The following is an 18,277-nucleotide window of genomic DNA, read 5'->3' on the forward strand; positions in this document are numbered from 1 at the left end:
GCGCCATTGCGCACCAGGCGGGCAATGACACCGAGAATGCAGAACGTGCGTGCCACAAGCTTGCCATCACAAGCGCCAAAAGAAAAAAGGCCGGGATTGCTCCCGGCCTTTCGTATTTGGAGATGCTACGCGCCGCCTACTTCGCTTCCGCGCGCTTCGGGGGGGTGGCGGGCCACGACTTGATCAGGGTGTCGTAGTCCACCGTCTCGCCCTTCGGCTTCTCGTTGGCGAGCTTGCGCTGGGGCGCGATGGTGCCGTCCTTCTCGGCCTTCGCGAACCAGTACTCCGGCTTCTCCTTCTTGTTGAGCTTCGGACCGCAGGCACCCTGCACGCCGGATTTCTCCAGGCGCTCCATGACGGAGTCCTGCGCGGCAGCCAAAGCGTCCATTGCGGCTTGCGGCGTCTTCGCACCGGACGACGCGTCGCCGATGTTCTGCCACCAGAGCTGCGCGAGCTTCGGATAGTCGGGCACGTTGTTGCCGGTCGGGGTCCACTGCACGCGGGCGGGCGAGCGGTAGAACTCGATCAGGCCGCCGAGCTTCGGCGCACGTTCCGTGAACGACTTGTCCCAGATGTCGGATTCACGGACGAAGGTGAGACCGACATGGCTCTTCTTCAGGCTCACCGTCTTGGAGACGATGAACTGGAGATAGAGCCAGGCCGCCTTGCGGCGGTCCGGCGGTGTCGACTTCAGCAGCGTCACGGAGCCCGCGTCCTGATAGCCGAGCTTCATGCCTTCCTTCCAGTAGGAGCCGTGCGGCGAGGGAGCCATGCGCCATTTCGGCGTGCCGTCCGCGTTCATCACGGCGATGCCCGGCTTCACCATGTCGGCGGTGAAGGCGGTGTACCAGAACATCTGCTGGGCGATGTTGCCCTGCGCCGGCACGGGGCCGGACTCGGAGAACGTCATGCCCTGCGCCTGCGGCGGCGCATACTTCTTCATCCACTCGAGGTACTTGGTGATCGAGTAGACCGCCGCCGGGCCGTTGGTGTCGCCACCACGCTCGACCGAGGAGCCGACGGGGCGGCAGCCTTCCATGCGGATGCCCCATTCGTCGACCGGCAGGCCGTTCGGAATGCCCTTGTCGCCGTTGCCGGCCATCGACAGCCAGGCGTCGGTGAAGCGCCATCCGAGCGAGGGGTCCTTCTTGCCATAGTCCATATGGCCGTAGACCTTGACGCCGTTGATCTCCTTGATGTCGTTGGTGAAGAACTCGGCGATGTCCTCGTAGGCGGACCAGTTCACGGGCACGCCGAGCTCGTAGCCGTACTTGGCCTTGAACTTGGCCTTGTAGTCGGGGTTGGTGAACCAGTCGTAGCGGAACCAGTAGAGGTTGGCGAACTGCTGGTCGGGCAGCTGATAGAGCTTGCCGTCCGGCCCGGTGCCGAACGACTTGCCGATGAAGTCGTTGACGTCGAGCATCGGATTGGTGACGTCCTTGCCCTCACCGGTCATGTAGTCCGACAGCGCGACGGTCTGGCCGTAGCGGAAGTGGGTCCCGATCAGGTCGGAATCGTTGATCCAGCCGTCATAGACGTTCTTGCCGGACTGCATCTGGGTCTGCAGCTTCTCGACGACGTCACCTTCCTGGATGAGGTCGTGCTTGAGCTTGATGCCAGTCAGCTCGGAGAATGCCTTGGCGAGCGTCTGTGCCTCGTATTCGTGGGTTGTGATGGTCTCGGAGACGACGTTGATCTCCATGCCCTTGAAGGGTTCGGCGGCCTTGGCGAACCACTCCAGCTCCTTCTTCTGGTCTTCCTTCGACAGCGTCGAGGGCTGGAATTCGGCGATCCACTTCTGGATCGTCGCCTCGTCGGCGGCGCGAACCGGAGCCGAGAGGGCGAACGAGACCGCAACGATCGCGGCAGCGCTCGACATCGTCAGAAAACTGCTCTTGGTCAATGGACCTTTCCTTCTCCTAAACTGTCGCATGGTGTTCCTCCGTTGCAGCGACAAACTTTTATACAGGCCCGGGTTGGTCCCGGACCTGGCCGTCCCTTCGCGAGCTTCAGACCGTGCGGAAGATGAGCACGGCCGTTACAAGCGAAATTCCACTTGCGAGCCACAGGCTCGAAATCTCGAACCCCTCCTCGCCGATCGGCAGCGTGGCGAGCGGATCCGTGCCGACGAGACCGATCCACGCGAGGTGAATGACGGCGGCCACGATCAACGAGACGAACAGGCGATCGCCGCGCGTGGTCGGGATGCGCAGCACGCCGACCCGCTCGGCCTCCGGATAGACCGCGGCCAGCCAGGTCATGACCGCGAGCGTGCAGCCGAGCGCGGCGAAGAAGATCGCCGTCGGCAACGTCCAGGCCATCCATGCGATTGACTCCATGATCGCCTCCTTAGACCCGGCCGAGCGCGAAACCGCGCGCGATGTAATTGCGGACGAACCAGATCACGAGCGCGCCCGGGATGATGGTGAGCACGCCGGCCGCCGCGAGCAGACCCCAGTCCATGCCGGCCGCCGACACCGTGCGCGTCATGATCGCCGCGATCGGCTTGGCATGCACCGAGGTCAGCGTGCGCGCGAGCAAGAGCTCGACCCACGAAAACATGAAGCAGAAGAAGGCGGCGACGCCGATGCCGCTCGCGATCAGCGGCACCAGAATCTTGATGAAGAAGCGGGGGAAGGAATAGCCGTCGAGGAAGGCGGTCTCGTCGATCTCGCGCGGCACGCCGGAGACGAATCCTTCTAGGATCCACACCGCGAGCGGAACGTTGAAGATGCAGTGCGCCAGCGCGACCGCCCAGGGCGTATCGAACAGGCCGATCGCCGAATAAAGGTTGAAGAACGGCAGCGCGTAGACCGCGGCCGGCGCCATGCGATTCGACAACAGCCAGAAGAACAGATGCTTGTCGCCGAGGAAGCGGTAGCGCGAGAAGGCGTAAGCCGCCGGCAAGGCCACCGCGATCGAGATGACGGTGTTGAGGACCACATAGGTCAGCGAGTTGATGTAGCCGGAATACCAGCTCTCGTCCGTGAAGATGCGCTGATAGTGCTGCAGCGTCGGGGTGTGCGGCCACAGCGTCATCGTCGAGACGATCTCGCTGTTGGTCTTGAAGCTCATGTTGACGAGCCAGTAGATCGGCAACAGCAGGAAGACCAGGAACAGCCCCATGATGAGGCGGCGGCCGGGGATCGAATGCATCACGCGGCTCCTTCCTTGACGGCGCGTTCGGTGCCGGCGTTGGTCATGACGGTGTAGAAAATCCAGCAGACGATCAGGATGATCAGATTGTAGACCAGCGACAGCGCCGCGGCCTTGCCGAGGTCGAACTGGCCGAGCGCGATCTTGACGAGCTCGATCGACACGAAGGTCGTGGAGTTGCCGGGCCCGCCGCCGGTGACGACGAACGGCTCGGTGTAGATCATGAAGCTGTCCATGAAGCGCAGCAGCACCGCGATCAGCAGCACGCGATTCATCTTCGGCAGCTGGATCGCCTTGAACACCGCCCAGCGCGAGGCGCCGTCGATCTGGGCCGCCTGGTAATAGGCCTCCGGAATCGACTTCAGGCCGGCGTAGCAGAGCAGCGCGACGAGGCTGGTCCAATGCCACACATCCATCACGATGACGGTGACCCAGGCGTCGACGTCGTTGGAGACGTAGTTGTAGTCGATGCCCATGGCGTTGAGCGTATAGCCGAGCAGCCCGATGTCGGGCCGGCCGAAGATCTGCCAGATCGTGCCGACCACGTTCCAGGGGATCAGCAGCGGCAGCGCCAGGATCACCAGGCAGGCCGCGACGGTCCAGCCCTCGCGCGGCATCGACAGCGCAACGACGATGCCGAGCGGCACCTCGATCGCGAGGATCACCAGCGAGAAGAACAGGTTGCGGCCGAGCGAGGCGAGGAAGCGCCCCCCGAGATCGGTCGAGGGATCGAGCAGCTCCTTGAACCAGCCGACGCCGTTCCAGAAGAACTGGTTGTTGCCGAAGGTGTCCTGCATCGAATAGTTCACCACGGTCATCAGCGGCAGCACCGCCGAGAAGGCGACGACCAGGAACACCGGCAGCACCAGGAACCAGGCTTTTTGGTTGACGGTCTTGTCCATCAGGCGGCTCCCTCCACCAGAAGGCTGTCGGCATAGACGTGAACGTGGGACGGATCGAATTTCAGCCCGGCATTGCCGTCCGCACTCGAGAAGCCGGCCGGCGCGCGTGCAGCGAGCTTGGCGTCACCGAAGCGCGCGCGCGCAAAGCGGATGCGGCCGAGATCGTCGAGGCGCTCGATCTTCGCCGTCAGCAGGCCGGGCGCCGCCGCAACGACCTCGACGAATTCGGGACGCACGCCGATCTCGATCTTCGCGCCTGAAGGCAGATTGTCGTAGGCGCGGTTCAGCGCGATGACGTGACCGCCGACCTTCGCCTCGCGTCCCCTCACCTCGGCCGGCAGGATGTTCATGCCGGGCGAGCCGATGAAATAGCCGACGAAAGTGTGCGCCGGCTTGTCGAACAGCTCGGCCGGGGTGCCGCTCTGCACCACGCGGCCATCATGCATGACGACGACGGTGTCGGCGAAGGTCAGCGCCTCGGTCTGGTCGTGGGTGACGTAGATCATCGTGAGATCGAGCTCGCGGTGCAGCGCCTTCAGCTTGGAGCGCAGTTGCCATTTCAGCTCGGGGTCGATCACCGTCAGCGGCTCGTCGAACAGCACGGCGGCGACGTCGGAACGAACGAGGCCGCGGCCGAGCGAGATCTTCTGCTTGGCGTCGGCGGTGAGGCGCGTCGCCTTGCGATTGAGATAGGGCTCGAGATCGAGCAGGCGGCCAATCTCGGCGACGCGCTTGTCGATCTCGGCCTTCGGCACGCCGCGGTTCTTCAGCGGGAACGCCAGGTTCTGCCCCACCGTCATTGTGTCGTAGATCACCGGAAACTGGAACACCTGGGCGATGTTGCGTTTCTGGGTCGACAGCGGCGTGATGTCCTTGCCGTCGAACAGGATCTTCCCGCGCGACGGCGTAATGATGCCGGAGATGACGTTGAGCAGCGTGGTCTTGCCGCAGCCGGAGGGCCCGAGCAGCGCATAGGCGCCGCCCTGCCGCCAGGTCATGGTTACAGGCTTGAGCGCAAAGCTTTCCGGCGGCGCATCGTTGCCGCCGTAGGAATGGGCGAGATCGACGAGGTCAATGCGGGCCATGGCGCATCTCCCTCAGGCGCTTCTGACTGTTGAGGCGTTTTCTTCGCGCGAACCGCTAGGCGCTTCGCTTGAAAACGCCATGCCGGGAGCCGCGACCAAGCGGTCGGCGGCGTCGAAGACGAAGATATCATTGGGGTCGAGCACGGCATCGAGCGTCTGGCCGGGCTCGAACTCGTGCACGCCGTGCAGCACCGCCACCCAGTTCGACCCGCCCCGGGTCAGATGCACGAAACTCTCCGAACCGGTGATCTCGGTCACGGTGACGGTGGCGTGGAAGGCATGACGATCGGCCTCGCCATTGGCGAGGGCGAGCTGATGCGCCCGGAAGCCGACGCGATAGGTCCCGTCGGCAAGGCCAGCGTAAAGACCGGAGGCCGGGGAGGCCGTGCCGCCTGCATATTGGACGGAGCCGTTCTTCTTCTCGATGCCGACGAGGTTGAGCGGCGGATCGGAGAACACCTGCGCGACGCGCAAGGTCTGCGGCCGGCGGTAGACGCTGGTGGTCTCGCCTATCTGCAGCGCCTGGCCCTCCCACATGCAGACCGTGTTGCCGCCGAGCAGGAGCGCCTCGGTCGGCTCGGTGGTGGCATAGACGAAGATCGCGCCCGAGGCCTCGAAGATCCGCGGCAGCTCGGCGCGCAACTCCTCGCGCAGCTTGTAGTCGAGATTGGCGAGCGGCTCGTCGAGCAGCACGAGGTCGGCGCCCTTGACCAGCGCACGCGCGATCGCGGTCCGCTGCTGCTGTCCGCCCGAGAGCTGGAGCGGCGTGCGCTTCAGGAACGGCTCGAGCCGGAGCAGCTTCGCCGCCTCGGCGACCCGCGCCTCGATCTCGTCGCGCGGCTTGCCCTGCACGCGCAAGGGCGAAGCAATGTTCTCGTAGACCGTCAGCGAGGGGTAGTTGATGAACTGCTGATAGACCATGGCGACCGAGCGCTTGCGGACGTCGGCGCCGGTGACGTCCTTGCCGTTGACCACCACCTTGCCGGTGCTCGGCTTGTCGAGCCCGGCGAGCAGCCGCATGATCGAGGTCTTGCCCGACAGCGTCGGCCCGAGCAGGACGTTGAGGGTTCCGCTCTCGAGAGTCAGGGAGACATCGCGGATGTGCTCGATACCCTCGACGGTCCGGGTCACGTGATCGAGTGTCACGGTCATGAGCGTCCTCCCGCTTCCCGCAGGGGAGTTTGCTGCACGGCATGGCTCCTGATCCAGTCGTCAAGCGCCGCGATCTCGTCGGCAGATAGTCGCAGGCCGAGTTTGGAACGACGCCAGACCACGTCCTCGGCGGTGACGGCCCATTCATGGGCCATGAGATAACGGACCTCGCGCTCGGTCAGCGTCGCGCCGAAAGCCTGGCCGAGATCGGCCAATGATTTCGCATCGCCGAGCAGCTTCATCGCCCGCGTGCCATAGGCGCGCGCGAGCCGCCGCGCATGCTCGTGGCTGAGGAACGGATAGCCGCGCTGGAGCTCGGCGATCAGGCCGTCGATGTCCGACACATTCATGTCGCCGCCGGGTAGCGGCCATTTTCCGGTCCAGCCCTCGCGCGCTTTCGCACTGCGAAGATAGGGCGCAAGGCGTTCCAGGGCCTCTTCGGCGAGTCTCCGATAGGTCGTGATCTTGCCGCCGTAGATCGACAGCAGCGGCACCCCGCCGGGCGTGTCGAGCTCGAACACGTAGTCGCGCGTCGCGGCCTTGGCTTCGCTCGCGCCATCGTCATAAAGCGGCCGCACGCCGGAATAGGTCCAGACCACGTCGTCCGGCGTCACGGGCTTGGCGAGATATTCGCTGGCCGCAGCGCAGAGATACTGGATCTCTTCCGCCGTCGCCTTCACCTTCGCGGGATCGCCGTCGTAGTCGCGGTCGGTGGTGCCGATCAGCGTGAAATCGTCCTGGTAGGGAATGACGAAAATGATGCGGCCGTCGGCATTCTGGAACATGTAGGCGCGGTCGTGGTCGTAAAGCTTCTTGACCACGATGTGCGAACCCTGCACCAGGCGCACCTTGGCTTTCGCATTAATGCCGGCGCCGCGGCCGAGCACGTCCTCGACCCAGGGACCGCCGGCATTGACGAGCGCGCGGGCCTGGATCGACGAGCGCTCCCCGGTCAGCGTGTTGACCATGCTGACGGTCCAGGCGCCCTCCGACTGGCGAATTTCGGTGGCGCGCGTGCGGGTACGGATCTCGGCGCCCTTGTCGGCGGCATCGCGGGCGTTGAGCACGACGAGACGGGCGTCGTCGACGAAGCAGTCCGAATATTCGAAGGCGCGGCTGTAGCGATTGGGGATCAGCGGCTTGCCGACCTCGTCACGCCCAAGATCGACCGAGCGCGTGGGGGGCAGCAGATGGCGGCCGCCGATGTGATCATAGAGGAACAGACCCAGCCGCAGCAGCCAGGCCGGGCGCAGGCCGGCGTGATGCGGCAAAACGAAACGCAAGGGACGGATGATATGGGGCGCGATGCCCCACAGGATCTCGCGCTCGATCAGCGCCTCGCGGACCAGCCGAAACTCGTAATATTCGAGATAGCGCAGGCCGCCATGCACCAGCTTGGTCGACCAGGACGACGTCCCGCTCGCCAGATCGTTCATTTCGCACAGGAAAACCGTGTTGCCACGGCCCACCGCATCGCGCGCGATGCCGCAACCGTTAACACCGCCTCCAATGATGGCGAGATCGAAAATACGCTCCAACAGACGCATCCCCCCGCGACCGCTCGTTCCGTCGAGCGGCTACTTTCGTTTTTGATTAGATCACACCGAAAAACGAAAGCAAGATGAAAGATAGGCGAAAGGAAGCGAAAGAATTGGCTTTGCCGCGGCAGCGAGACGGAGAGATCAGCAGGAGGCCGGACACAATTCGAGGCAAACTTAACTGGAGGGCGTCGGCCCGGCCCCTGCGGACACGCACCGAGTCTTGAATGTAGAAACATATCTACATAAGTTCGGGCCATGAGGTACGCGAAGGCAAAGAGGCGCTGACGGATGGTGACCACACTGACTAGCCGAGAATTCAATCAGGATACGAGCGGCGCGAAAAAGGCGGCCTCGCAGGGTCCAGTCTTCATTACGGATCGTGGCCGCCCCGCCCATGTCCTGCTGACGATCGAGGAATATTTGCGCCTGAGCGGCGGACAGATGAGCCTTGCCCAAGCTTTGGCGGAGGCGAACGCGGACTTCGATTTCGATCCGCCTCGTATGGACGGCGGAATATTCAAGCCCGTTGATCTCGACTGATGTTCCTCCTGGACACCAACGTCATTTCCGAACTGCGGCGGCCGGATAGAGCGGATCGCAACGTGCTCGCCTGGGCCAACGCTGTGCCTGCGACAAACTTCTTCATGTCCGCCATCTCGATCCTTGAAATTGAAGTCGGAGCACGCCTGATTGAACGCAAAGACGCGACGCAGGGTGCTGTCTTGCGCGCCTGGATCGATGGCCAAATTCTGGCCCGCTTCGAGGGGCGGATTCTGGCGATCGATACGGCCGTGGCTCAGCGCTGCGCACAGCTCCACGTTCCCAACCCGCGAGCCGAACGTGACGCCCTCATTGCGGCGACTGCGCTCGTTCACGGCTTGACAGTCGTGACGCGCAACGTGGGGGATTTCGAACCGACGGGCGTTCCGCTGCTCAATCCTTGGGGCGCCGGCTAACCGCGCCCTTGAATAGTCAGACGCACAAGATCGACCGCGCTCAAGCCGGCCCGCAGATGATCACCCGGCAACGCGGCGCGGACCTCGACCTTGAGCGCGTGCACGACGCACCACGCGATGAAATGCCATGAACCTGTTGCTCGACATCAACGTGCTCTCGGAGATTCAGCGGCCCGTGCCTTCGCCGAAAGTTGTGGCGTGGCTCGATACGATCGATGAGGACCGTACATTCATCGGCGTCGCCTCGATCGCCGAACTTCGCCGCGGCATCGCATTGCTCGAGGACGGCCGCCGGCGCACCGCGCTGGCCGCCTGGCTTGCCCACGATTTGCCTGCGCGGTTTGCCGAGCGCGTCCTGCCGATAGACCAGACAGTGGCCGAGCGCTGGGGTGACCTGATGGCGCAGAGCCGCAGGAGCGGCGTCGCATTGTCCGTCATGGACGGCTTCTTTGCGGCGACTGCGCTGGTCAACGATCTCATGCTCGTCACACGTAACGTGAAGGATTTTGCGGCCTTCGGCGTCGCGCTGCTCAATCCGTGGGACGACGCTTAGCCCCTATCTCAGCCGCACCACCGGTGCGGCCTCCGGCGCCGCATCCTGCACTTCGGCCGGCGCATCATCGATATCCGCCCCCTTCGGCATCGCCTCCACCACTTCGATGCCCTTGCTGTGGCAGATGGTGGCGAGGCGCTCGGGCAGTTCCTGGTCGGTGACGAAGGTCTGGATCTGAGTGATATGGGCGATGCGCACCGGCGCGCTGCGGCGGAGCTTTGTCGAATCGGCGACCAACATGACGCTGCGGGCATTGGCGATGATGGCCTGCGCCACTTGCACCTCGCGATAGTCGAAGTCGAGCAAGGCGCCCTCCTCGTCGATCGCGGACGCGCCGATGATGGCATAGTCGACCTTGAACTGACCGATCAGTTGCGTCGCGGTCGACCCGACCACCCCGCCATCGGCGCGCCGCACCGTGCCGCCGGCGACCACCACCTCGATGCGGGGATGGCGGTAGAGCAGCATCGCGACGTTGAGATTGTTGGTAATGACGAGCAGGTCCTCGTGCGAGGTCAGCGCGCTCGCGACCTCCTCCGTCGTGGTGCCGATGTTGATGAACAGCGAGCAGCCGTTCGGGATCAGCGAGGCGGCGGCAGCCCCAATCGCCTTCTTCTCGTCGGCGGCGACAAAGCGGCGCGCCTCATAGGCGAGGTTCTCCACGCCCGAGGCGATGATGGCGCCGCCATGGATGCGGGTCAGCGACCTCCGCTCGCAGAGATCGTTGAGATCCTTTCGGATGGTTTGGGCCGAGACCTCGAAGCGGCGCGCGAGCTCCTCGACCATGACGCGGCCGGAAGCACGCGCGAGGTTGAGGATTTCAGCTTGGCGATGGGTCAATCCGGTCACGGCAACGGCCTCAAATCAGGGGACGCATGGTGCGGCGGTTTGCGCCTTCGGTCAATGCGCGCCGATCACGGTTAACGAATGAAGGGCCGCTTCTTGCCACGCCATGTCTTACCACCCCATGGCGCTCGCAAGACGTGCAAGCAACGCCGGGTCGTCGAAGGCACTGGCGGACGTGACCGCGCCTGCTGCAACTAGGTCAGCATGGCTGAGGCTGGTACGGATGCCGATGGTCGGGATTCCCGCCGCCGTTGCGGATTGCACGCCGGTGCGGGAGTCCTCGAATGCGATCGAGGCTTGCGGGCTCGCGCCGACGAAGCGCAGCCCTTCCTGATAGGGCAGCGGATGCGGCTTGCCGTGCGGCAGCTCGGCGCCGATCACAAGCGCCTTGAAGCGATGCGTGATGCCGAGGCCGGAGAGCAGCAGTTCGGCGTTGAGACGCGGCGCGTTGGTCACGGCGACCATGGGAATGCCGGCGCCGTCGGCGCGATCAAGCAGCGCCATCAGGCCCGGCAGCGGTGCGATCTGCCCGGCCACCAGCGTGCGGAAGACCTCCTCCTTCTCGTCGAGGATCAGGGCGCGCCGTTCCGGCGCCTCATCCGGCAGAAAGCGCTCGCCGATCGCGACATTGGCGAAGCCTTGCAGCTCCCTGGAGAAGCGCGCGTGATCGAACACATGACCGTGAGGGCCGAGCACCTGATTGAAAGCCTGCAAGTGCAACGGATCGGTGTCGGCAAGCGTGCCGTCGATGTCGAACAGCAACGCCTTGCCCATCGCATCATGTTTGGCCTCGATCATTTCCGTACTTTCCCGAATGCGCGGCACATCGATGCGGAAGACGTATCAATACCGCCCCGATCGCGCAACGACGCATGCGCATGACCGGCCATGCGACACTCGACAAAGCCGCACGCGACTGCAACACTCGGTGCAAGATCAAAAAGGAGGAAACCATGACGATCAATAGACGCGATCTGGCGCTCTCGACCCTCGCCGTCTCCGCACTGGCGTTTGCGACGCCCACGCTCGCTGCTTCGCCGGATGAGGAAGCCGTTGCAAAGAAAGTTGAGGCCTTCCGCCTTGCCCAGATCGCGGCCGATCCGAAGGCGCTGGGCGGCTTGTGCGCGGAGGAGCTGAGCTACAGTCATTCCAGCGGCAAGGTCGAGGACAAGGCAACCTTCATCGCCAACGCCACCGACGGCAAGTCGAAATTCCTTTCGATCGAATACAAGGACCCGACCATCAAGGTCGTCGGCCCCGCGGCGATCGTGCGTTTTCACTGGCTGGGCGAGCAGGAAATGGCTGCCGACGGGAAGAAAGTGTCGACCAATCTTCACATCCTGATGAACTGGCAGAAGCAGGGCGACGACTGGAAGCTGCTGTCGCGGGCTGCGACGAAGTTGTGACCAACGACATCATTCCGGGACGCGCGGAGCGCGAACCCGGAATCCATTGGTCGGCAATTTCTGCAGCACGATAGATTCCGGGTTCGCGCTCCGCGCGCCCCGGAATGACGGCAGCTACGCCGCCTCTTTCAAATCGCCGTTAACCAGCTTGCGCGCGGCGCGCTCGGCTTCGCGGGCGTTGCGGAAGAGCTGGCCTTCGAGGCGGTTGAAGCGATGGGATGAGGCAAAAAAGCAATAGCCTCCTTGAGAGCGAACGACGATACCTGCGGTCTGCGAATTGACTTCGATGATGTAGCTGTCCGGCATGGTCCGTTGATCCCTCAGTGCGGGCAAATAACGGCAATCGTGCCTGAAGGTTCCCAGGCATTAGAGGCCGTACCCAACCCCGAATCGACACGCTAGGTAGTACACGGGGACCTCATCCGTTTTATGACTGGTTCTTGACTGGTTTTTGGCGAAGCCCCGACGGGAGTGGCGGGATGCGCCGCCTTTGCGAACTGCGCCGCCACGTCGCGAGATGAGGCAGAGCGCCGCGCGCGATTACGTCGCAATGGGCGGATCGTTTCGCTCGATCGGCTGCGGCCGGCCTTGGTCGTCGATCGAGACATAGGTGAAGTTGCCGTCAGTGACGAGGAAGGGATGCAGCTCCTTGCGCCGCAATGCCCAGGCCTCGAGATGCACCGTCAGCGAGGTGCGTCCGACGCGCACGAGATTGGCGTAGACCGAGACGAGATCGCCGACATAAACCGCTTTGCGGAAGTTCATCGCCTCGATCGCGACCGTCACCGTGCGCGACCGCGCAGCCTTCGAGGCGAACACGCCGCCGCCGACGTCCATCTGGCTGAGCAGCCAGCCGCCGAAGATGTCGCCGTTGGCATTGGTGTCGGCCGGCATCGCCAGCGTGCGGATGCAGAGATCGCCGCTCGGCCCGGCCGTGGCTTGTTCGCTCATATCGCTCTCACTTGAAATTGTCCCAGCCCGGATCAGGCGCGAAGCGCTCGCCAAATCGCTCGGCCAGCGCGCGCAGGGTGGATACGACGTTCTCGACGCCGCGCGTGCGCGCATAGTTCAGCGGGCCGCCGCGGAACGGTGCATAGCCGGTGCCGAAGATCATGGCGCCGTCGACCGCGTCGGCATCGTCGACGATGCCTTCGCGCAGCGCCGCGACGCAGACATTGGACATCGGCAGCACCAGGCGGTCGATCATCTGGTCGGTGACGCGCGGCCCGGTCTCGGGAAGCTGGGCCTTCTCCGCCTTGCCGTCCTTCCAGGTGTAAAAGCCCTTGCCAGTCTTGCGGCCGAGCTCGCCCTTGGCCACCTTCTCGCGCAGCCAGGCCGGCGTCGGCGGCAGGAGATCGCCGAACTTGGAGCGCAGCATGTCGCCGACGTCGAGGCAGATGTCGAGCCCGACCTGATCGGCGAGCTCGATCGGCCCCATCGGCATGCCGAACTGCTCGGCGGCGGCGTCGATCAGGCGCTGGTCGATCTTCTCGTCCAGCATGACCATGGCTTCCAGCATGTAGGGCGTCAGCGCCCGGTTGACGAGGAAGCCGGGCGAGCTCTTCACGGGAAGCGGCAGGCGGTCGATCGCGCCGACGAAGGCGAGCGCCTGTTTCAGCACCTGTGCATCGTTGCCGTCATGGCTGACTACCTCGACCAGCTGCAACCGCGACACCGGGTTGAAGAAATGCAGGCCGACCAGCCGCTCCGGCCGCGCCAGCGTGGTGCGCAGGTCCTGCAGCGGAATACTGGACGTGTTGGTCGCAAGGATCGCGTCCGGCTTCATACGTGGCTCAAGGCCGGCATAGACCTTCTGCTTCAGCTCCAGCTTCTCCGGCACCGCCTCGATGATGAGATCGGCGTTGCGGACGCCCTCGCCGTCCATGTCCGGGATCAGGCGGTCGAGCGCGTCGCGCACCTCGGTTCGCTTGCGGATGATCTTGCCGTAGAGCCCATTGGCCCGCTTCACCGCGCCCGCGATCGGCCCCGCCTTCATGTCAGCGAGCGAGACGCGAAAGCCCTGCCCGGCGACCCAAGCCGCGATGTCGCCGCCCATGGCGCCGGCGCCGATGACGTGGACATGCTTGACCGCGTTGCCGGAGCCGGCCGTCTTCTTCATATGCTCGCGCAGGAGGAAGACGCGGATCAAATTCTGCGCGGTCGGCGTCACCATCAGCCTGGCGAAGGAGGCCTGCTCGGCCTTCAGCATCGCGACCTTGCTGCCGCCATGCGCCTCCCAGAGATCGATCAGCGCGTAAGGCGCTGGATAATGCTCGCGCGAGGCAGCCTTCGCCGCCTCCGAGCGCATGCGCTTGGCAAGCAGACCACGCACCGGGCCGAGATTGGCGGCGCGCGTGAGCCAGCCGGGCTTGGCTTGCTTCAGGCGTCCGAACAGCGCGTCCTTCACGGCGCCCTCGACATGGCGTTCCTGCGTCACGGTATCGACGAGGCCGAGCGCCTTGGCACGGCGCGCATCGACGGTGCGCCCGGTCAGCATCAGCGCCATCGACTGGGTCGGATTGACCAGCGCGGTGAAACGCGCGGTACCGCCGAGGCCGGGATGCAGGCCCAGCATCACCTCCGGGAATCCGAAACGCGCACCGTCGATCGCGATGCGGGCCTGGCAGGCGAGCGCCACCTCGAGCCCGCCGCCGAGGCAGAAGCCGTGGATGACCGCGACCGTCGGGAGCTTGAGCGCTTCCAGATGGTCGACCACCGCATGCGCGGCACGGATACGCGTCTCCACCATGCCCGGGTCGGATGCGCCGCGGAACTCGTTGACATCGGCGCCCGCGATGAAGCCGGACGGCTTTGCCGAGCGGATCACGAGACCGGCGGGGCGCTCGGTCTCGATCGCCGCGAGCACGGCGTCGAATTCCTCCATCACATCCGAGGACAGCGTGTTCGCGCTGGCATCGGCACGGTCTAACAGCAGCCAGGCGATGCCATCGGCATCGCGCGTCAGCTTGAAATGCTTGTACGGACTGTCCGTGGCGGGCTTGGGCCCGAGCTCCAGCACGCGATCGCCGAGCGCGGTCATGATCCTGGAATCCATGGTCACACCGCCTCGATCAGCATGGCGCCGCCGAGCCCGCCGCCGATGCACTCGGTGGCAATTCCGCGCCGCGTGCCAAGCCGCTTCATCGCATTGACGAGATGCAGCACGATGCGATTGCCGGAGGTGCCGACAGGATGGCCGAGCGAGATGGCGCCGCCGTCGACGTTGAGCCTGTCACGGTCGATCTCACCGGCGGCGCCGTCCAGCCCGAGGATCTCGCGGCAGAATTTGTCGTCGTTCCAGGCGGCGAGGCAGCCGAGCACTTGCGTTGCGAACGCCTCGTTCAGCTCCCAGGTCTCGACATCCTTGAGGGTGAGGTCGTTGCGCTGGAGCAGCGGCGTCACCGACATCACCGGACCGAGTCCCATGATGCTGGGATCGAGCGCGGCCCAATTGCTGTCCACGATCGCCGCTTTCGGCGTCAGCTTGTGTTTTGCCACGGCGGCGTCGGAGGCCAGGATTACCCAGGAGGCACCGTCTGTGATCTGCGAGGAATTGCCGGCGGTGACCTGTCCCCAGGGGCGCTCGAAGACTGGTCGAAGCTTTGCGAGTGACTCGGCCGTGGAATCCGGGCGCACGCCGTCGTCATGGTCGAAGAACTTGCCGTCGCGGGAGAACGCGGTCTCGACCTCGCCCTTGAGAAAACCCGCGCCTTGCGCATGCGCGAGGCGGCGATGACTCTCGGCGGCATAGGCATCGGACTGTGCGCGCGTGATGCCGAAGAGATGGCCGACCACCTCGGCGGTCTGGCCCATGTTCAGCTCGGTGACGGGATCGGTCAGCCCGCGCTCGAGGCCGATGACCGGCTTGAGATCGCGCGGGCGCAGCTTGAAGGCCGCCGCGAGCTTGGCGGCCACGCCCTTGGCGGTGGCGAGGCCGGCGAACCAGCGCACGCCGGAATTCGGCCAGACCAGCGGCGCGTGGCTCAGCGCCTCGGTGCCGCCGGCAAGGATCATATCGGCATGGCCTTCACGGATGTAGCGGTAGGCAGTGTCGATCGACTGCATGCCGGAGCCGCAATTGATCTGCACGGTGAAGGCGACCATGTCCTCGCCCATGCCGAGCCGAAGCGCGGCGACCCGGGCCGGATTCATCTCGTCCGCAATCACGTTCACGCAGCCGAGGATGACCTGGTCGAAGCTCTCGGGCGAGAACGGCTGGCGCGCCAGCAGCGGCCGGCCGCACTGCACGGCAAGATCGACCGGCGTGAACGGACCGGGTCCCGAACGTGCCTTCAGGAACGGCGTCCTGCTGCCGTCGACGATGAAAACCGGTCGTGCCATCAGCTCGCCGCCCTCTGTTCACCGAGTTCCTGGAAGAACTGATGCACATCGCCGGCTTTCTTGTAAATCGGCGACAGCGCCTCCGGCGCAAAATCGTCGACTTCGATCACTGCATTGACGGCTTCGCGGGCCGCGGCGAGCTGCTCGCCCTCGGCTTGCGTGATCACCCCCTTGGCGACCGCCTCCTTCCAGTCGCGGATTTGCGCGGCACGCAGGCGCCTCGCGATAGCGTCCGTACCGACGACCAGCTTGAAGGCCCGCTCCAGCCGGGCAAAGCCGCCGTCGTCGTCGACATGGGCCAGATCCGGGGTCAGGCGATCGCGGGCCGCCGAGGGCTCCAGCACGATGCCGGCGCATTGATGCACGACACGGTCGGACGGGCCCAGCACGCGGGCGCCGAACGGCTGGACCACGAGCTTGAGGACAATTGCGACGAAGCGGTTCGGCAGGTTGGCGAGAATTTCGGCAAACCGGTTCTCGATGGTCTTGAAGCCGCTCGCCATGCACCATTCCAGCGCGGCAAAATCCTCCTTCTGCCGACCCTCGTCCTGCCATCGCTTCAGCGCAGCCGAGAGCAGATACAGTTCGGAGAGGATGTCGCCAAAACGGGCCGACAGCATTTCCTTGCGCTTGAGCGCGCCGCCGAGAGTCAAGAGCGCCATGTCGGCGCAGAGCGCGAAGGCTGCGGAGTAGCGCGAGAGCTGGCGATAGAACGGCGTGGCACCGCCCGCGTCGGGCGCCGGCGCGAATGCGCCAAAAGTCCAGCTGTGCCCGAAGGCGCGGAACAGCGTCCGGACGCTATGGCCGACATGCTTCCAGAACACCTTGTCGAACGCGGTGAGCCCGCGATCGCGGTCGCTGTCCGCCAGCGCGTTCATTTCGTCGAGCAGAAAAGGATGCGCGCGGATCGCGCCCTGCCCGAACACAATCAGGTTGCGGGTCAGGATGTTGGCGCCTTCCACTGTGATCCCGACCGGTACGGCGCGATGGAGATTGCCGAGATAGTTTTGCGGACCGTCGATCACGGCCTTGCCGCCATGGATGTCCATGGCGTCGTCGACCGCAATGCGCATCCGCTCGGTCGCGTGCAGCTTCATGATGCCGGAGATGACGGCGGGATGAATGCCGGCATTCAGCGCCGCGCAGGTCAGCCGCCGCGCCGCATCGAGCTGGTAAGCGGTCGCGACGATGCGGGCGAGCGGCTCCTCGACGCCTTCGAACTTGGAGATCGAGATGCCGAACTGCTCGCGGATGCGGGCATAGGCGCCGGTGGTGCGCGCCGCATAGGCGGCCCCCGCGGCAGACAGCGACGGCAGCGAGATGCCGCGGCCGGCGGCCAGCGCCGTCATCAGCATCTTCCAACCCTGCCCCAGGCGCTCCTTGCCGCCAATGACGTAGTCGAGCGGGATGAAGACGTCGCGCCCCCAGTTCGGGCCGTTCTGAAACACCTGCATCGACGGCAGATGGCGCTGGCCGATCTCGACGCCGGGCAGATTGGTCGGGATCAGCGCCACGGTGATGCCGAGCTCGTCCTGATCGCCGACGAGATGATCGGGATCATAGGCCTTGAAGGCGAGACCGAGCAGCGTTGCGACCGGGCCGAGCGTGATGTAGCGCTTGTGCCAATTGAGCCTGAGGCCGACCACCTCGCGGCCCTCGAAATCGCCCTTGCAGATGATTCCCGTGTCGACCATCGAGGCGGCATCGGAGCCCGCTTCAGGACTGGTGAGGCCGAAGCAGGGAATGTCGCGGCCGTCGGCGAGGCGCGGCAGCCAGCGCTGCTGCTGCTCCTTCGTGCCGAAGCGCATCAGGAGCTCGCCGGGCCCGAGCGAGTTGGGCACCATCACGGTGACAGCGGCGGCAATCGAGCGGGTCGAGATCTTGCGCACGACTTCCGAATGCGCATAGGGCGAGAAGCCGAGCCCGCCGAACTCCTTCGGAATGATCATGCCGAAGAACTTCTCGCGCTTGACGAAGTGCCAGACGTCCGGCGGCAGGTCGCGCCATTCCCAGAAGATCCTCCACTCGTCGAGCATGGCGCAGAGCTCGTCGACGGGGCCATTGAGAAAGGCCCTCTCCTCGTCCGTCAGCGTCGCCTGCGGGACCTTCAGCAGCTTCGACCAGTCCGGATCACCGGTGAAGAGGTCGGCATCCCACCAGACGTCGCCGGCTTCCAGCGCCTCGCGCTCGGTGTCGGACATCGCCGGCAGCACGCCGCGCGCCCAGGAGAAGATCGGCTTTGTGATTTTGTCGCGGCGGAAGCTCATCGCGGACCTCATGCATCGGCGCGGTTGCGGGGCATTTTAGCGGAAAGTGGCGGGGGTGCGTGACAGGTTCGG

18 protein-coding genes are annotated in these 18,277 nt (G+C 64.8%); 4 read left to right on the forward strand and 14 right to left on the reverse strand.

All coding sequences use genetic code 11. From position 1 onward, the window contains the following. Nucleotides 1-136: 136 nt before the first annotated feature. From AC3WLX_RS10845 to glpD, 7 genes are all read right to left on the reverse strand, one after another. A complete protein-coding gene (locus tag AC3WLX_RS10845) occupies nucleotides 137-1,879 on the reverse strand; it encodes an ABC transporter substrate-binding protein (RefSeq protein WP_291621057.1) in 1,743 nt (580 codons plus the stop codon). Nucleotides 1,880-2,009: 130 nt separating this feature from the next. Continuing rightward, a complete protein-coding gene (locus tag AC3WLX_RS10850) occupies nucleotides 2,010-2,339 on the reverse strand; it encodes a DUF2160 domain-containing protein (RefSeq protein WP_291621025.1) in 330 nt (109 codons plus the stop codon). A 10-nt stretch (nucleotides 2,340-2,349) separates the two neighbouring features. Then, nucleotides 2,350-3,156: a carbohydrate ABC transporter permease gene (locus tag AC3WLX_RS10855; protein WP_492335823.1), complete on the reverse strand. Its 807-nt coding sequence runs from the start codon at nucleotides 3,154-3,156 to the stop codon at nucleotides 2,350-2,352. After that, a complete protein-coding gene (locus AC3WLX_RS10860; RefSeq protein WP_492335824.1) occupies nucleotides 3,156-4,058 on the reverse strand; it encodes a carbohydrate ABC transporter permease in 903 nt (300 codons plus the stop codon). Before AC3WLX_RS10860 ends, AC3WLX_RS10855 begins: the two co-directional genes overlap by 1 nt. Next, the gene (locus tag AC3WLX_RS10865; RefSeq protein WP_492335825.1) at nucleotides 4,058-5,143 is read right to left on the reverse strand and encodes an ABC transporter ATP-binding protein; all 1,086 of its coding nucleotides are present in this window, start codon (nucleotides 5,141-5,143) and stop codon (nucleotides 4,058-4,060) included. The genes AC3WLX_RS10860 and AC3WLX_RS10865 overlap by 1 nt, the downstream gene beginning before the upstream one ends. A 12-nt stretch (nucleotides 5,144-5,155) precedes the next feature. Further along, on the reverse strand, nucleotides 5,156-6,295 hold the full coding sequence (locus AC3WLX_RS10870; RefSeq protein WP_492335826.1) for an ABC transporter ATP-binding protein: 1,140 nt from the start codon (nucleotides 6,293-6,295) through the stop codon (nucleotides 5,156-5,158). Next, nucleotides 6,292-7,842 carry a glycerol-3-phosphate dehydrogenase gene (gene glpD, locus AC3WLX_RS10875; RefSeq protein WP_492335827.1) on the reverse strand — a complete coding sequence of 517 codons (1,551 nt, stop codon included), beginning with the start codon at nucleotides 7,840-7,842 and terminating at the stop codon, nucleotides 6,292-6,294. The genes AC3WLX_RS10870 and glpD overlap by 4 nt, the downstream gene beginning before the upstream one ends. A gap of 282 nt (nucleotides 7,843-8,124) precedes the next feature. Between glpD and AC3WLX_RS10880 the strand changes: the two genes are divergently transcribed. The 3 genes from AC3WLX_RS10880 to AC3WLX_RS10890 all read left to right on the forward strand — a co-directional run bounded on the left by AC3WLX_RS10880 (nucleotide 8,125) and on the right by AC3WLX_RS10890 (nucleotide 9,345). Next, nucleotides 8,125-8,376 (forward strand): type II toxin-antitoxin system Phd/YefM family antitoxin, encoded by a 252-nt coding sequence (locus tag AC3WLX_RS10880; RefSeq protein WP_291621034.1) that lies wholly within the window; start codon nucleotides 8,125-8,127, stop codon nucleotides 8,374-8,376. Beyond that, nucleotides 8,376-8,792, forward strand: coding sequence for a type II toxin-antitoxin system VapC family toxin (locus AC3WLX_RS10885; RefSeq protein WP_291621036.1), 417 nt, complete (start codon nucleotides 8,376-8,378; stop codon nucleotides 8,790-8,792). The genes AC3WLX_RS10880 and AC3WLX_RS10885 overlap by 1 nt, the downstream gene beginning before the upstream one ends. Before the next feature lie 127 nt (nucleotides 8,793-8,919). Next, nucleotides 8,920-9,345: a type II toxin-antitoxin system VapC family toxin gene (locus tag AC3WLX_RS10890; protein ID WP_492335828.1), complete on the forward strand. Its 426-nt coding sequence runs from the start codon at nucleotides 8,920-8,922 to the stop codon at nucleotides 9,343-9,345. A 3-nt stretch (nucleotides 9,346-9,348) separates the two neighbouring features. Here the strand turns inward: AC3WLX_RS10890 and AC3WLX_RS10895 are convergent, their stop codons facing one another. Further along, nucleotides 9,349-10,194 (reverse strand): DeoR/GlpR family DNA-binding transcription regulator, encoded by an 846-nt coding sequence (locus AC3WLX_RS10895; RefSeq protein WP_492335829.1) that lies wholly within the window; start codon nucleotides 10,192-10,194, stop codon nucleotides 9,349-9,351. 108 nt (nucleotides 10,195-10,302) lie between these two features. Next, on the reverse strand, nucleotides 10,303-10,989 hold the full coding sequence (locus AC3WLX_RS10900; protein ID WP_492335830.1) for an HAD family hydrolase: 687 nt from the start codon (nucleotides 10,987-10,989) through the stop codon (nucleotides 10,303-10,305). Between the two features lie 155 nt (nucleotides 10,990-11,144). Here AC3WLX_RS10900 and AC3WLX_RS10905 point away from each other — a divergent pair, with 155 nt between their 5' ends. Beyond that, the gene (locus AC3WLX_RS10905) at nucleotides 11,145-11,597 is read left to right on the forward strand and encodes a nuclear transport factor 2 family protein (RefSeq protein WP_492335831.1); all 453 of its coding nucleotides are present in this window, start codon (nucleotides 11,145-11,147) and stop codon (nucleotides 11,595-11,597) included. Nucleotides 11,598-11,711: 114 nt separating this feature from the next. Here the strand turns inward: AC3WLX_RS10905 and AC3WLX_RS10910 are convergent, their stop codons facing one another. From AC3WLX_RS10910 to AC3WLX_RS10930, 5 genes are all read right to left on the reverse strand, one after another. After that, nucleotides 11,712-11,903, reverse strand: a complete 192-nt coding sequence (locus AC3WLX_RS10910; RefSeq protein ID WP_291621045.1) for a hypothetical protein — start codon at nucleotides 11,901-11,903, stop codon at nucleotides 11,712-11,714. 234 nt (nucleotides 11,904-12,137) lie between these two features. Continuing rightward, a complete protein-coding gene (locus tag AC3WLX_RS10915) occupies nucleotides 12,138-12,548 on the reverse strand; it encodes an acyl-CoA thioesterase (RefSeq protein ID WP_291621047.1) in 411 nt (136 codons plus the stop codon). 7 nt (nucleotides 12,549-12,555) lie between these two features. Beyond that, nucleotides 12,556-14,652, reverse strand: coding sequence for a 3-hydroxyacyl-CoA dehydrogenase NAD-binding domain-containing protein (locus AC3WLX_RS10920; protein WP_492335832.1), 2,097 nt, complete (start codon nucleotides 14,650-14,652; stop codon nucleotides 12,556-12,558). Between the two features lie 2 nt (nucleotides 14,653-14,654). Beyond that, nucleotides 14,655-15,938 carry an acetyl-CoA C-acetyltransferase gene (locus AC3WLX_RS10925; RefSeq protein ID WP_291621051.1) on the reverse strand — a complete coding sequence of 428 codons (1,284 nt, stop codon included), beginning with the start codon at nucleotides 15,936-15,938 and terminating at the stop codon, nucleotides 14,655-14,657. Then, a complete protein-coding gene (locus AC3WLX_RS10930) occupies nucleotides 15,938-18,205 on the reverse strand; it encodes an acyl-CoA dehydrogenase (protein WP_492335833.1) in 2,268 nt (755 codons plus the stop codon). The genes AC3WLX_RS10925 and AC3WLX_RS10930 overlap by 1 nt, the downstream gene beginning before the upstream one ends. Nucleotides 18,206-18,277 lie beyond the last annotated feature (72 nt).

It is taken from the genome of Bradyrhizobium sp. FW305-F6 (assembly GCF_058782905.1).

Bases quoted from the DNA above. Each gene is read 5' to 3' on its own strand.
- AC3WLX_RS10910 (WP_291621045.1), bottom strand. From the start codon at position 11,903: ATGCCGGACAGCTACATCATCGAAGTCAATTCGCAGACCGCAGGTATC.
- AC3WLX_RS10845 (WP_291621057.1), bottom strand. From the start codon at position 1,879: ATGTCGAGCGCTGCCGCGATCGTTGCGGTCTCGTTCGCCCTCTCGGCT.
- AC3WLX_RS10885 (WP_291621036.1), top strand. From the start codon at position 8,376: ATGTTCCTCCTGGACACCAACGTCATTTCCGAACTGCGGCGGCCGGAT.
- AC3WLX_RS10855 (WP_492335823.1), bottom strand. From the start codon at position 3,156: ATGCATTCGATCCCCGGCCGCCGCCTCATCATGGGGCTGTTCCTGGTC.
- AC3WLX_RS10850 (WP_291621025.1), bottom strand. From the start codon at position 2,339: ATGGAGTCAATCGCATGGATGGCCTGGACGTTGCCGACGGCGATCTTC.
- glpD (WP_492335827.1), bottom strand. From the start codon at position 7,842: ATGCGTCTGTTGGAGCGTATTTTCGATCTCGCCATCATTGGAGGCGGT.
- AC3WLX_RS10920 (WP_492335832.1), bottom strand. From the start codon at position 14,652: ATGGATTCCAGGATCATGACCGCGCTCGGCGATCGCGTGCTGGAGCTC.
- AC3WLX_RS10925 (WP_291621051.1), bottom strand. From the start codon at position 15,938: ATGGCACGACCGGTTTTCATCGTCGACGGCAGCAGGACGCCGTTCCTG.
- AC3WLX_RS10905 (WP_492335831.1), top strand. From the start codon at position 11,145: ATGACGATCAATAGACGCGATCTGGCGCTCTCGACCCTCGCCGTCTCC.
- AC3WLX_RS10865 (WP_492335825.1), bottom strand. From the start codon at position 5,143: ATGGCCCGCATTGACCTCGTCGATCTCGCCCATTCCTACGGCGGCAAC.
- AC3WLX_RS10870 (WP_492335826.1), bottom strand. From the start codon at position 6,295: ATGACCGTGACACTCGATCACGTGACCCGGACCGTCGAGGGTATCGAG.
- AC3WLX_RS10930 (WP_492335833.1), bottom strand. From the start codon at position 18,205: ATGAGCTTCCGCCGCGACAAAATCACAAAGCCGATCTTCTCCTGGGCG.
- AC3WLX_RS10915 (WP_291621047.1), bottom strand. From the start codon at position 12,548: ATGAGCGAACAAGCCACGGCCGGGCCGAGCGGCGATCTCTGCATCCGC.
- AC3WLX_RS10860 (WP_492335824.1), bottom strand. From the start codon at position 4,058: ATGGACAAGACCGTCAACCAAAAAGCCTGGTTCCTGGTGCTGCCGGTG.
- AC3WLX_RS10890 (WP_492335828.1), top strand. From the start codon at position 8,920: ATGAACCTGTTGCTCGACATCAACGTGCTCTCGGAGATTCAGCGGCCC.
- AC3WLX_RS10880 (WP_291621034.1), top strand. From the start codon at position 8,125: ATGGTGACCACACTGACTAGCCGAGAATTCAATCAGGATACGAGCGGC.
- AC3WLX_RS10900 (WP_492335830.1), bottom strand. From the start codon at position 10,989: ATGATCGAGGCCAAACATGATGCGATGGGCAAGGCGTTGCTGTTCGAC.